This window comes from Streptomyces phyllanthi (genome assembly GCF_009377205.1).
GTDB lineage: Bacteria > Actinomycetota > Actinomycetes > Streptomycetales > Streptomycetaceae > Streptomyces > Streptomyces phyllanthi.
The window spans coordinates 1-12,952 of sequence record NZ_VJZE01000030.1 but is presented as its reverse complement, the minus strand read 5'-3'; the positions used below and the strand labels follow the sequence as shown (position 1 = coordinate 12,952).

At 72.2% G+C, this 12,952-nt stretch carries 11 protein-coding genes; 5 read left to right on the top strand and 6 right to left on the bottom strand.

Annotation, left to right across the window (positions count from 1 at the left end; all coding sequences use genetic code 11):
- Positions 1-12 precede the first annotated feature (12 nt).
- The gene (locus tag FNH04_RS48935) at positions 13-3,612 is read right to left on the bottom strand and encodes a CHAT domain-containing protein (RefSeq protein ID WP_152781543.1); all 3,600 of its coding nucleotides are present in this window, start codon (positions 3,610-3,612) and stop codon (positions 13-15) included.
- Positions 3,613-4,071: 459 nt separating this feature from the next.
- On the opposite strand from FNH04_RS48935, the gene dhaK reads away from it, so the two are divergent.
- The 3 genes from dhaK to FNH04_RS07335 all read left to right on the top strand — a co-directional run bounded on the left by dhaK (position 4,072) and on the right by FNH04_RS07335 (position 6,266).
- Complete coding sequence (gene dhaK / locus FNH04_RS07345; protein WP_152781541.1) at positions 4,072-5,064, top strand: dihydroxyacetone kinase subunit DhaK; 993 nt, start codon at positions 4,072-4,074, stop codon at positions 5,062-5,064.
- Between the two features lie 157 nt (positions 5,065-5,221).
- A complete protein-coding gene (gene dhaL, locus FNH04_RS07340; protein WP_322722705.1) occupies positions 5,222-5,839 on the top strand; it encodes a dihydroxyacetone kinase subunit DhaL in 618 nt (205 codons plus the stop codon).
- Positions 5,832-6,266 (top strand): PTS-dependent dihydroxyacetone kinase phosphotransferase subunit DhaM, encoded by a 435-nt coding sequence (locus FNH04_RS07335; protein WP_322722704.1) that lies wholly within the window; start codon positions 5,832-5,834, stop codon positions 6,264-6,266. The genes dhaL and FNH04_RS07335 overlap by 8 nt, the downstream gene beginning before the upstream one ends.
- Positions 6,267-6,308: 42 nt before the next feature.
- Here FNH04_RS07335 and FNH04_RS07330 read toward each other — a convergent pair whose 3' ends face one another.
- Complete coding sequence (locus FNH04_RS07330; protein ID WP_322722703.1) at positions 6,309-7,001, bottom strand: glycoside hydrolase family 75 protein; 693 nt, start codon at positions 6,999-7,001, stop codon at positions 6,309-6,311.
- Between the two features lie 207 nt (positions 7,002-7,208).
- Here FNH04_RS07330 and FNH04_RS07325 point away from each other — a divergent pair, with 207 nt between their 5' ends.
- Both FNH04_RS07325 and FNH04_RS07320 read left to right on the top strand, forming a co-directional pair.
- Positions 7,209-8,168 (top strand): fibronectin type III domain-containing protein, encoded by a 960-nt coding sequence (locus FNH04_RS07325; protein ID WP_322722702.1) that lies wholly within the window; start codon positions 7,209-7,211, stop codon positions 8,166-8,168.
- Positions 8,169-8,376: 208 nt separating this feature from the next.
- The gene (locus tag FNH04_RS07320; protein WP_152781539.1) at positions 8,377-8,952 is read left to right on the top strand and encodes a hypothetical protein; all 576 of its coding nucleotides are present in this window, start codon (positions 8,377-8,379) and stop codon (positions 8,950-8,952) included.
- A gap of 33 nt (positions 8,953-8,985) precedes the next feature.
- Here FNH04_RS07320 and FNH04_RS07315 read toward each other — a convergent pair whose 3' ends face one another.
- The 4 genes from FNH04_RS07315 to FNH04_RS07300 form a co-directional block, all read right to left on the bottom strand.
- Positions 8,986-9,537 carry a PadR family transcriptional regulator gene (locus tag FNH04_RS07315; RefSeq protein ID WP_152781537.1) on the bottom strand — a complete coding sequence of 184 codons (552 nt, stop codon included), beginning with the start codon at positions 9,535-9,537 and terminating at the stop codon, positions 8,986-8,988.
- A gap of 30 nt (positions 9,538-9,567) precedes the next feature.
- Complete coding sequence (locus tag FNH04_RS07310) at positions 9,568-11,583, bottom strand: NADPH-dependent 2,4-dienoyl-CoA reductase (protein ID WP_152781535.1); 2,016 nt, start codon at positions 11,581-11,583, stop codon at positions 9,568-9,570.
- Positions 11,584-11,693: 110 nt separating this feature from the next.
- A complete protein-coding gene (locus tag FNH04_RS07305) occupies positions 11,694-12,473 on the bottom strand; it encodes a putative protein N(5)-glutamine methyltransferase (protein ID WP_152781533.1) in 780 nt (259 codons plus the stop codon).
- A 200-nt stretch (positions 12,474-12,673) separates the two neighbouring features.
- The coding region (locus FNH04_RS07300; RefSeq protein ID WP_228031202.1) for a universal stress protein at positions 12,674-12,952 on the bottom strand (279 nt) is incomplete at its 5' end.

The window sequence follows — 12,952 nt, the reverse complement described above, 5'->3', positions numbered from 1 at the left end:
TCCCGGTGACACTCAGATGCCGACGTGAACAAAGGGGGCCCACCAGTACGGGTGGTCGTCATCGACGTTCTCCGGAGCGGGGTTCGGCGACACGTCGCGGGCGGTGCGCTGCCTGCCGCATGCCGCCGGGGTGCCCGTCGTCATGCTCAGGTCCGCGAAGGCGGCCCTGCGTGCGGCGCCGTCCATGGCTCGCAGATCGCGTTGGGCCACCGCCAGCGCCTCCGCCACCGAGTCGTGCGCGGCGATACGCGCAGTGAAACGGTCCATGAACACGCACGTGGACATGTCGTCCACGGGCCACAGGGAGACCACGGCGTTCCGTGCACCGGCAGCCAGCAGGCCGCGGACCAGCCCCACAAGGTCTCCCCCGAGGGTTGTGTCGCCGCGGCCGGTGTCGCACGCGCTCAGGACGACGAGATCCGCGTCGATCTCGAGGCCCATGAGATGGGCCACGGTCAGCTCGTCGGCACCGGCGAGGGCCACGGACGACAGGGTCGGTGCCTTGGCGGAAACCCGACCGTGGGTGGCCAGGTGGATCACTCCGGCACCGACGGCCGCGCGGCTCACCCGCTCCTCCGTCGGGTCGTCGTCCAGCAGGGCCGAGCTCCCGTACCGGGCAGCCACCCGTGTCGCCTCGACCCGCGTTCCGGGGAGGTGCCTCAGACTGCGGGCCGGGTCGTAGGACGGGTCGCCGACCACGAGTGCTCCGCGTGCGAGGTCAGGCCTGGAATGACCGGTGACGTGTCGGAGCACGGACGCTGCAGGGAGCGTCGAGATGACATGACGGCCGCCGAGCGTGTCGGGCCCGAAGGGCAACACGTGGAAGGGAACCAGGTGCAGCGGCCCGGACGGGACGACGACGATCCGCTCATGGTCCCCCAGAACGGCGGACACCGGTTCGAGCAACAGCTCGCTCAGCCGGTCGGCGTCCTCTGTGCCGGCGGTCGGACGTAGCCGGGCGCACGCGCTGTGGAAGCGCCGGACCGCCCCGCTGATTTCGGGGGCCTCGGCACGCAGTTCGCGTACCACTGCGTGGTGCCGCGTCACCGCCCAGATGAGAATGCGATCCCAGCCGACCAGGTACTCGACGAGTACGGTGTCTTCGGGCAACAGCAGTTGTACGTCTTCCAGCCGCAGCGGCGCTCTGGGTCGCCGATGCCGCACCAAGTGGCCGGGCACCAGCCGTTCGAGATCGCCTTCGGCTGATTCCAGGGCGGACTGGGCCCGATCGAGCCGACGGCGTGCTGGTCCTACGCGGTCCGGCGTTCCCTCGTGGCCCGCTGCGGCCAGCAGATCGTATGCACCGGTCCAGGCAGCGCCGGCGCGGCTCCAGCGTCGCAACGCCGCCGACCGCTCGGGCGCCTGCCGCGTGCGGGCGCTGAGGTCTTCCAGGAGAGCGTCCAGGGCAAGTGACCGCAGCCGGTCGGTCAGCATGAAGGCGTCCTCGGTCCGCCCCGCCCGTCGGGCGACGTCGGCACTCAGCGTGTAGAGCTCCCGGGCCTGCGCGTCATCCGTGATCGAGACACGGAACGCGTCGCGGGTGAACCGGGCCACCCGCTCCTCGAAGGCTTCCCGCGCCCGCCCCAGGACCTTTGTGGCATCGTCGATGTCATCGACGGCGGCGAGTACCCTCCCCCAGTCGGTGAGGTCCCGCCATCCTGCTGTCGGCCTCGTCGTCCGCAGTGACGCGACGACGGGGGCGGCGTCCTCGTAGCTCCGTGCCTGCGTCCACAGGTTGAGCTGCAGCGCGGGGTCGGCGTCCGGAGTGTCCGCCAAGAGCTCCCTGACCACGGCCCGCGCCTCGTCGTACCGTTCGACGGCCTGCAGGACCAGCACGAGGAGTGACCGGCCGGCGTGTCCCTGGGCCCGGGCACGCTCCAGGGCGACGGCCATCAGACGGTCCGCTTCGCAGGCCTCCCCGTCGAGTTGGTGCTGCCGAGCCCGGAACAGCGGCACAAGCACGTCACCCATGGTCAGGACGTCCGCCAGGGTGTCCAGGGTCAGCGCGACCGCCTCCGGCTCGAAACCCGGGTCCTGGGTGGCGCCCGGTATGGGGACGAACCGGTGCTCACCGAGCATGGTGAGCGATCGCTGCCGGGGCCCCAGCCGTTGCAGCAGGTCCTCATCGGTGGCGCGGACGGTGAGACCAGCCGGTGCACGGTCGATCAGCAGCCGCGCGACATCGAGCGCCCGCGCCAACCCGTCCGGGTCGCGGTCTCTGAGGTGCACATTGAACAGGGCGGCCGCCAGGTACGAGACCTCCAACCAGGCCAGCGGCTCCATCGCCTCGTCCGCGGAGCTTCCAGCGGCCCGATGGATGCGCTCGGCGAGCGCGGTCTGGTAGCTGGCGATCGCGGGTCCGTTGCTGTTCATGCCTCCGTGCAGCTCGCCCACATCGCTCAGCACCATACGGAGAGCGAACGCGTTCGAAAGTCTGGTCGACAGGTCCACGGCCAACGTCAGGGCACAGCGGGCCCGTTCCGTGTCGTCCGCCCGCCACCAGGCGTGCCCGCAGGCATGGACGAGGCGCGCCAGACCGCTGCCGAAGCTGGCGCTGCCCGGACCGCGGGCCCAGTGCGCGATGGGCTCGGCGACAGCCGCGGCCGCGGCACTCAGGCGACCGGCGGAGATCGCTGCCATCGCAGCATGGACGCCGGCCAGGTGCACCGCAGCGGTGTCGCCCGCCCGTCGGGAGAACTGCCCCGCCAGCCGTGTGAGGCGCTCGGCCCGCTCCGCTCTGCCGGACAGAAGGGCCAGGCATCCCTCCCCGAGGTAGGTCGCGGCGATACCGCGATCGGCGTGGGCACGACGGAACAACTGCCGTGCCTCCCCGTACAGTCGGCGGGCCTCGGCGGCCGACTCGGCCGTGGGAACCGTGCGCTCCGTGTCGAGGTCGGCGAGGTCGAAGGCCAGGGTCTCGGTGAACGTCACGGGTGCGGTCAGCCACTCGGCCTCGAGAAGCCGGCACCGCGCCATCCCGGCGAGATCATCCAGCTCGACAAATATCTCCTGAGCCCGCGCCAAGCTGCGCTCGGCCTCGCTCCTGGAGCCCGCGAGGCGGTGAAGATCGGCAAGCTCCGCGGCCAGGGTCGCCGCCACCACCACGTCGTGCTCGACCGCAACCCGCAGCACTCCCTGCAGGAACCCTGTCAGATGCTGGACGATCTCCGGCCCCTGCTCCGGTCGGATGCGCATCATCGACCGAATGATCGAGCGCAGACTCAGCAGCTCCGGTTGCACTTTGCGGATGATCGTCAGCAGCAGGTCCGCCCGGATGTCTCCGGTCTTTGGGGCTGCCGGCTCCTGGAGCTCCGGCATGACAGTGGTCAGTTGGGCGCCGGTGTCGCCGGGCCACCAGTTGAGGTCGAGCAGTGTCGCTGCGTGGCGCAGGGCCGCCCCCTCCGGGCTCGCTCGTGTGCCTGGGTCGGCGGCTTCCAGGATGGCCGCCGCGCGCCGCGGCTCGCCTGCGATCAACGCCGCGAGTGCGGCCATGACGTGCGGCACGGCCTCGTCGCTCGGCTCGGGGTAAGGGTCCGGCCGCCAGGCGGCGAGCAGGTCCCCGGGGCGGTCCCGCAGGGCGCGGCGTAAGACCGATCCGAGGGTGGCCGTCACAGCTGCCCCTGTCGGCTGAGCGGTCCCGTCCCGCCGTCCGGGACCGGTATCGGTACCGGTACGGCGACGGTGCGGTGTCGGCCGAGGCTGCCGGCCCTCTCCCACCGTTTCGGCCTCCGGTGTGATCGGCAACTCCGGCTCACCGCAGACATTCCACATGGTTCTTGCGTCTCTGGCATGCCGTAGAACATATCGGCTCATAGCCGAACATGAGCGGCCGATGGCAACTGTCACAGCCCTGGCCGACCACCGGACAGACCGGCAACGAGCCCGCCTCTCCGAGTACTGACAGCGAAGAGGTGGGCGTGCGACCCGCCCACGCCCGTTGGCGTCCGCACACGTGACCCGGGCTCACTCAGCATCGATACTGCCGGGAGCGGACATCCGGAACCGTCCACCCACACGTCAGCTGCATCTGGCGCCCCGTCACCGAAGTGCTGACCCCACCAGGAGGTACCCATGAGGATGCTGATCAACGTTGCGGAGACCGTGGTCGCGGATGCTCTCCGGGGGCTGGCGGCGGCCCATCCCGAGCTGATCGTGGACGTCGAGAACCGGGTGATCGTACGGCGGGACGCCCCCGTGCCCGGGAAGGTGGCGCTGGTCTCGGGTGGTGGTTCCGGGCACGAGCCGTTGCACGGTGGCTTCGTGGGGCCGGGGATGCTGTCCGCCTCGTGCCCGGGAGAGGTGTTCACCTCTCCGGTTCCGGATCAGATGGTGCGTGCCGCCGCCGCGGTGGACAGTGGCGCGGGCGTACTGTTCATCGTCAAGAACTACACCGGTGACGTGCTGAACTTCGACATGGCGGCGGAGCTCGCGGAGGACGAGGGCATCCAGGTCGCCAAGGTCCTCGTGAACGACGACGTCGCCGTCACCGACAGCCTCTACACCGCCGGGCGGCGCGGCACCGGCGCCACGCTGTTCGTGGAGAAGATCGCCGGTGCCGCCGCCGAGGAGGGGCAGCCGCTGGAGCGCGTCGAGTCGCTGGCCCGGCAGGTGAACGAGAACTCACGCAGCTTCGGCGTCGCGCTCAGCGCCTGTACGACCCCCGCCAAGGGCAGCCCCACCTTCGACCTCCCGCCCGGGGAACTGGAGCTGGGCATCGGCATCCACGGCGAACCCGGGCGCGAGCGGCGCGCGATGATGACCTCGGGAGAGATCGCCGACTTCGCGGTCAACGCCATCCTGGAGGACATGCATCCGCGCAACCCGGTGCTGCTCCTCGTCAACGGACTGGGGGCGACCCCGTTGCTGGAGCTGTACGGCTTCAACGCGGAGGTGCAGCGCGTGCTCACCGAGCGCGGGGTACCCGTGGCGCGCACCCTGGTCGGCAACTACGTCACCTCGCTCGACATGGCGGGCGCGTCCGTGACGCTGTGCCAGATCGACGAGGAACTGCTGCGGCTGTACGACGCGCCGGTGAAGACCCCGGGGCTGCGCTGGGGTGTCTGAGCGGGGGGCGGGGCGCCTTGCCCGCCTTGCCAACGCGGCCCCTCACCGCTCCACCGTGCATGCGGTCCGTCCCCGACCCACCGTCGACGCGGTCCGTCCCAGCCCCCACCGTGAACTCGTCACACGCGTCAACATCCGTACCACGCAAGGAGATTCCGTGCTCGACACCGACTTCTTCCGCCGCTGGATGACAGCCACCGCGGCGGCCGTGGACCGTGAGGCCGAGCGGCTCACCGCCCTGGACTCACCGATCGGGGACGCCGACCACGGCAGCAACCTGCAGCGCGGGTTCACCGCCGTGGTCGCCACCCTGGAGAAGGAGGCCCCCGGGACTCCGGGCACGGTCCTGGTGCTCGCCGGGCGGCAGCTGATCTCGACGGTGGGCGGGGCCTCAGGACCGCTGTACGGCACGCTCCTGCGCCGTACCGGCAAGGCGCTCGGGGAGGCGGCCGAGGTCGGCGAGGAGCAGTTCGCGGACGCGTTGCGCGCGGGTGTCGACGCGGTGATGGCGCTCGGCGGCGCGGCGCCCGGCGACAAGACGATGGTCGACGCGCTGGTACCTGCCGTGGACGCGCTCGGCGACTCGTTCACCGCTGCCGGGGCCGCCGCCGAGCAGGGCGCCGAGGCGACGACAGCGCTGCAGGCGCGCAAGGGCCGGGCGAGTTATCTGGGCGAGCGCAGTATCGGGCACCAGGATCCCGGGGCCACGTCCAGTGCGCTGCTGATCGCCGCGCTCCTGGAGGCCGCCGAGGACAGCGGGGCCTCCGGTGAGTGACGGCAGGGACTCCCAGGACCCCGCGGAGCAGCTGGTCGGGATCGTGCTCGTGTCGCACAGCGCCGCCGTGGCCTCCTCGGTCGCCGAACTGGCCAAGGGCCTTGTGGGCGGCGGGGCCACCGCCCCGGTCGCCCCGGCGGGCGGCACCGAGGACGGCGGTCTCGGTACCAGCGCGGAGCTGGTGGCGGCGGCTGCCGCCGCCGTGGACCGCGGCGCCGGGGTCGCGGTCCTCACCGACCTCGGCAGCGCGGTCCTCACCGTCAAGGCGCTCCTCGCCGAGGGCGACGAACTGCCCGCGCGCACCCGTCTCGTCGACGCCCCCTTCGTCGAGGGTGCGGTCGCCGCGGTCGTCACGGCCTCGGCGGGCGCGGATCTCGCGGCGGTGGAGGCGGCGGCCGGGGAGGCGTACGCGTACCGGAAGGAGTGACGCGAGCCGCACCGGGGGCGTGCGGGCCGAGCGCCCCTCACCTCACTCGGCTGCGACCAGCTTCCGCACCAGCGCCTCCCCTTGAGCCACCGCCTCCTGATGATCCTCGACGGGTGTCACGCGGGTGTTCTTGAAGACGATGTACGTGACGCCGGAGGGGGCGCCGCCGGTGCGCGGGTCGGGGTCGATGCCGAGCCTCTCGGCCAGGGCGTACGAGGCCTCGCCGATGATGTTGCTCGGGCCGACGTCCCCGACGACGGCGTACTGGACGCGGTCCCCGTAGACGACCGCGGCGACGGACCCGCCCCGCACACCGTCGGCGCGGTAGTCCCAGATGCGGCTCGGGATGGGGACGACGACGAAGGGGAGCGTCCCGGCGTTCAGGTACCGGCCGTCGGACTGCTGGTAGGCAGTGGTCGGCTGGTACCACGGGTCGGTCGCGCGATTGCAGCGGGTACCCGGCTCGCCGTCACAGTCGATGTCCATGTCGGCCTTCCAGAACACCGCGTCCGGCGTGCCGCAGACGGGGATGTCGGCGGGCGCGTCGGAGTCGCTGCGGTAGTAGCCCGTCGAGACGGGTGCGCAGTCGCCCAGCTTGGCCAGCAGATCGGCGGCGCTGACGTCCTCCTTGAGGGGGGCGGGCTCCGACGGGTGTGCCGCGGCGGACAGTGCCGTGGGGGTGAGCAGGGCGGCGGCGGCCGCCGCGGTGGCCAACGTCAGCGACGGGACATGCACGATGGGGGCCCTCTCGTCGGGGATATTTGACGATCATTCACCTGTCGTGTCGTCAGCCCCGGGAGGCGGCTTCGAAGTGACGTCCGGACGGAGCACACGAGGCCGTCGGCATATCGAGGCGGTCCGGACCCACCCCGCCCTCTTGACGCGGTCACGCCAGCGGCGCCATATAGGTACAGACCAATCCGCGAGGGGAAGGGGCGAGCCGTGCGTCGCGTTCCCGTGCTGGTGATCTGTGGCTCGCTCCTCCTCGCCGTCGGCTGCGGCGAGGAGGGAACGCCTGAGCGCCGCCTCCCCGCCGCGCCCGCCGGGGTCACGGCCTCGGCGGGGAGCGCCACCACCGTGCACGTCATGTGGAACCGGGCGTCCGGGGAGCCGGAGATCGCCGGGTACGAGGTGTACCGCGGCACCACGAAGGTGGAGGACGTGCCCGGCGGCACACACATGGTCGACGTCACCGGGCTCAAGCCGTCGACGCCGTACGTGTTCACGGTCCGGGCACGGAGCACCGGCGGGGATCTGGGGCCGCCCAGCGAGCGGGCGCGCGCCACGACCCCCGCCGCGGTCGCCGCCGACGGCAGGGCACCGGACCGCCCGGGAAGCCTGGACGGCACGGTGGTCGGCAGCCGGGCGGTTCAGCTGACCTGGGAGAGGTCGGCGGACGACCGGGGCGTGGTCTCGTACGACATCCTGCAGGGCGACTCGAAGGTCCACAGCGTGGGCGGCGGGCGGACGGCGGCCGTGGTGACGGGTCTGCGGCCCGGCACGCGCTACTCCTTCACGGTGAGGGCGCGGGACGCGGCGGACAACGTCTCGGCCGCGAGCGAAGCCGTCCGGCTCACCACCGCGCCCGGATCGGACGGCGGCCGGGGTACCGCGCCCACCGGGTTCCGGGCGTCGGCCGGCCGGGCCGACGGGGCGTACCACATCGACCTGACCTGGGTTCCGCCGAACGCGGACGGCGTGATCACGGAGTACGAGGTGCACCTGGACGGACGGCCGGCCACCTCGCTCGTCTGGGGCGGCACGGCGCCCCGGGGCCGGGCCGAGTACAGCTTCTACGTGGGCCGGGAGGCCGGGGTCACCCACCGGGTGCGGATCAGGGCGAAGCTGCCCGACGGGACCTGGGGCGGCTTCTCGGCGGAACGGACGGTCACCACCGGCTGACAACCGTCTCACGGCGAAGCAGTGAGGCGTCCGGCGGACGAGGCGGTGGGCAATCCTCCGGAAGGGGCAATCCGTCACCCGGCCGGGTGCGGTCCGCATGCGGGCCCGGCCCGGGGGACGTTGGCTCGCCCTGAGGCAGCACGGGGCTTCCCCGACCCTCGGCGGCGCATGGGACGTACCGCCAACCGTGCCGCCGGAGGGCAGTCCTATGCGAACCACTCAGCCACTTCTCCGCTCCGGCCTGACCCTGGCCGCCGCGGCCGCGCTGCCGCTCGCCCTGGCCGTCCCGGCGGACGCGCAGACGGGGATCTCGGTGAGCACCACCGGGTCCACGGTCACGGTCACCACCAGCGCGTGCCCCACCATGAACGCGAGCGGCAGCTTCGGCCAGGCCTCGCTGCTGGCGAGCGGGCAGTCGAGCTTCGCCCAGGGACGCCAGGCGCTGTTGTCCGGGACGAGCGACCTTCAGTCCGCCGCCTGGGCGAACGTGAGTCCCGGCACGTACACGGTCATCGTGACGTGCCAGAACGGGACCACGGCCGGAACCCAGTCCGTGATCGTCTCCGCCAGGCCGACGATCTCCGCGACGGCCACGCCCACCCGCAGGGTCTCACCCTCGCCCTCGCCCTCCCCCTCACCCACGCGCGGTGTCATGGGCGGCCTGGGCGGGGCCACCAAGGAGTACGGCACCCTCACCCTGGTGGGCGGCGGGGTCCTCGTGGTCTCGGGTCTGGGCGCGACGATCTGGTACCTGCGCCGGCGTGCCAAGCCGCACCGGCTCTGACATCCGGGGCACGCCCCCGGCCTCGTACCGGCCCTAGGACCCCTCGGCCGTGGACAGCCCCTCGAACTCCTCGAGGGCATGCGTCAGCCACCGCGTCCAGAAGGTCTCCAGATCGATGCCGGCCCGCAGGATCAGATGCTGGAGGCGGTCCTGGGCCGTGCCCCTGCCCGGCCCGAAGTCCCGCTGCTCGATCTCCTCGTACTCCGCCAACTGCCGCTGATGGAGGACCAGATGGCGGCGCAGGTCGGCCTCGATGCCCTCGGTGCCGACCACGGCGGCGGCGCGCAGCCGCAGCAGCAGCGTGTCACGCGGCGGCTTGGGGTCCTGGGAGGCGGCGGTCCAGCGGGCCAGTTCCGCGCGGCCCGCGGGCAGTACCCCATAGCTCTTCTTCTGCCCGCGGGTGGGCTGCTGCGACGGCAGGGCCCGGATGTAGCCCTCGGCCTCCAGTTTTCCGAGCTCGCGATAGATCTGCTGGTGCGTCGCCGACCAGAAGTAGCCGATCGACCGGTCGAACCGGCGGGTCAACTCCAGCCCCGATGACGGCTTCTCCAGCAGTGCGGTGAGGATCGCGTGCGGCAGTGACATGGCCTCATCCTAGGTACGCCCCGGCGGCCCCTAGAGCGCCGCCGCCAGCTCGGTGCCCTGCTTGATGGCGCGCTTGGCGTCCAGTTCGCCGGCCACGTCGGCGCCCCCGATGAGGTGGACGCTTCGCCCCTGGGCGACCAGGGCCTCGTAAAGGTCCCGGCGTGGCTCCTGGCCCGTGCAGAGCACGATCGTGTCGACCTCCAGGACCTGGCGGACCCCGTCCACGGTGACGTGCAGGCCCGCGTCGTCGATCAGGTCGTACCGCACGCCCGGGACCATGACGACCCCGCGGTGCTTGAGCTCGGTGCGGTGGATCCAGCCCGTGGTCTTACCCAGTCCCGCGCCGACCTTGGAGGTCTTGCGCTGGAGGAGGTGGACGGAGCGCGGCGGGGCGGGCCGCTCGGGGGCGGCGAGGCCGCCGGGCGCACGGTAGTCCATGTCGACGCCCCACTGCCGGAAGTACTCCGCCGGGTTCTCGCTCGCCTTGTCGCCGCCGTCGGTCAGGTACTCCGCGACATCGAAGCCGATACCGCCCGCGCCGAGGATCGCGACCCGCTCGCCGACGGGGGCGCCGTCGCGCAGGACGTCGAGGTAGCCGAGGACGCTCGGGTGGTCGATCCCGGGGATGTCGGGCGTGCGGGGGCTGACCCCGGTGGCGACGACGACCTCGTCGTACGCGCCGAGGTCGTCCGGGGTGACGCGGGCACCCAGCCGGACGTCCACACCGCGCAGGTCGAGCTGGGCGCGGAAGTACCGCAGCGTCTCGTCGAACTCCTGCTTGCCCGGCACCTTTCGGGCCACGTTGAGCTGGCCGCCGATCTCGCTCGCGGCGTCGAACAGCGTCACCTCATGGCCGCGTTCGGCCGCCGAGACCGCGCAGGCGAGTCCGGCGGGGCCCGCCCCCACGACGGCGATCCGCACACGCCGCCGGGTCGGGGAGAGGACGAGCTCCGTCTCGTGGCAGGCGCGCGGGTTGACCAGGCAGGAGGTGATCTGCCCGCTGAAGGTGTGGTCGAGGCAGGCCTGGTTGCAGCCGATGCAGGTGTTGATGGTCTCGGGCCGCTCGTCGCGCGCCTTGGCGACGAAGTCGGGGTCGGCGAGCATGGGCCGGGCCAGCGACACCATGTCGGCGCAGCCCTCGGCGAGCAACTGCTCGGCGAGCTCAGGGGTGTTGATGCGGTTGGTCGTCACGAGCGGGACCGAGACGGCGCCCATGACCTTCTTCGTCACCCAGGTGTACGCGCCCCGCGGCACCGAGGTGGCGATGGTGGGGATACGGGCCTCGTGCCAGCCGATGCCCGTGTTGATGATCGTCGCCCCGGCCGCCTCCACGGCCCTGGCCAGGGTGATCACCTCGTCGAGGGTGGAACCGCCGGGCACCAGGTCGAGCATCGACAGGCGGTAGACGACGATGAAGTCCTCGCCGACCGCCTCGCGCACCCGGCGCACGATCTCGACGGGGAAGCGCATGCGGTTCTCGTACGAGCCGCCCCAGCGGTCCTCGCGGTGGTTGGTCTGCCGGGCGATGAACTCGTTGATCAGATAGCCCTCGGAGCCCATGATCTCGACGCCGTCGTAGCCGGCCTGCCGGGCGAGCCGGGCGGTCCGCGCGTAGTCGTCGATGGTCTGCTCGACCTCGGCGTCGGTGAGGGCGTGCGGCACGTACGGGCTGATCGGCGCCTGGAGGGCGCTCGGGGCGACGAGGTCGCGGTGGTACGCGTACCGCCCGAAGTGCAGGATCTGCAGCGCGATCCGGCCGCCCTCGCGGTGCACGGCGGTGGTGATCCCCCGGTGCTGCTCGGCCTCCTCCTCGGTGGTGAGCTTGGCTCCGCCCTCGTACGGCCGTCCCGCCTCGTTGGGCGCGATGCCGCCGGTGACGATGAGCGCCACTCCCCCGCGCGCCCGGGCCGCGTAGAACTCCGCCATGCGCTCGAAACCGCGCTCGGCCTCCTCCAGGCCGATGTGCATGGAACCCATGAGCACGCGGTTGGGAAGTGTGGTGAAGCCCAGGTCGAGGGGCTCAAGCAGGTGCGGGTAGCGGCTCATCGGCCCTCCATGCGTGGCGTCGTCCGACTGTTTGTAGACGACGCCACGCCTTTTGTGCAACTAGTTGCACAACTGGTGAGGGCAAGCCCACACCGGCGGCTCGGCACCCGTCACGACGTGTTCGTACCGATCACGACGTGGGCGTCCCACTCGTCCGACACCGCGAGGCGTGTGCTCAGCCCGCTCCGCCTGAAGGTCTCCACGGCGAGCGGTGCCTGCCGTTCGCTCGTCTCGATCAGCAGACGGCCGCCGGGTGCCAGCCAGCTCGGTGCCCCGGCGGCGACCCTGCGCAGGACGTCGAGTCCGTCCGCGCCCCCGTCGAGCGCGACGAGGGGTTCGTGGTCGCGTGCCTCGGACGGCAGCAGGGGGACCTCGCCGGTGGGGACGTACGGGACGTTCGCCGCGAGGATGTCGACGCGGCCGAGCAGCGTGTCGGGCAGGGCCGCGAACAGGTCGCCCACGTGGACGTGACCGCCGAGGGGTCCGACGTTGCGGCGGGCGCAGCGCGCCGCCGCCGGGTCCATGTCGGCGGCGTGCAGTTCGGCGTGGTCGAGGGACGCGGCCAGTGCCGCGCCGACCGCGCCCGAGCCGCAGCACAGGTCCACGACGACGGAGGCCGCGGGCGCCGCGGCCAGTGCCTGTTCGACGAGGAACTCGGTACGGCGGCGGGGTACGAACACCCCGGGTTCCACGGTGATGCGCAGGCCCCGGAACCCGGCCCAGCCCAGGACGAGTTCGAGGGGCAGGCCCGCGACGCGCCGATCCAGCATGGCGGCGGCCTCGTCGGGGGTGCGGGCGGTGGCGAGGATCAGCTCCGCCTCGTCCTCGGCGAAGACACAGCCGGCGGAACGAAGCGCGGAGGCGACAGAGGACATCGAGAGGGGTGGCATGAACGCCGAGAGCCTTTCGGTGGGCCGAGGGGCGCTCTCAGCTACGGCCCGGCGTCAGCGCATCGCGCCGTTCCGGGGAGAGAGCACCCGACCTGACACAGCGGTGATGGGTCCCACCTCCTCCGGCGAAGTGACAACGGGCCGGGCCACATTACCCCACGACCCGCGAGCGCCGGCTGCCGGTCGCCGACTGCCGCGACTCAGCCGTGCGGGACCACCGCCACGGGGCAGGCGGCGTGCTGGAGGAGGAAGCGCGCGACGCCGCCCAGACGCGGCCCCGTGGAGGGGCGGCCCATGACGAGCAGTCCGGCGCGGGCCGATGCCTTCAGGAGGTTGTGCCCGGGATGCCCGTGGACGACGTACTCGGAGACGGGGGTCGCGGGGTACTTGGGCCGCCAGGGTCGCAGGGCCGCCGTCAGGGCGCGGCAGGTGACGTCCTCTCCCTCCGCCGTGCCGTAGGGCACGGGCTGCTCTCCGGG

Coding starts and splice junctions, on each gene's coding strand:
- dhaK (WP_152781541.1), top strand. CDS start 4,072: ATGAGGATGCTGATCAACGTTGCGGAGACCGTGGTCGCGGATGCTCTC.
- FNH04_RS07320 (WP_152781539.1), top strand. CDS start 8,377: ATGCGAACCACTCAGCCACTTCTCCGCTCCGGCCTGACCCTGGCCGCC.
- FNH04_RS07315 (WP_152781537.1), bottom strand. CDS start 9,537: ATGTCACTGCCGCACGCGATCCTCACCGCACTGCTGGAGAAGCCGTCA.
- FNH04_RS07310 (WP_152781535.1), bottom strand. CDS start 11,583: ATGAGCCGCTACCCGCACCTGCTTGAGCCCCTCGACCTGGGCTTCACC.
- FNH04_RS07305 (WP_152781533.1), bottom strand. CDS start 12,473: ATGCCACCCCTCTCGATGTCCTCTGTCGCCTCCGCGCTTCGTTCCGCC.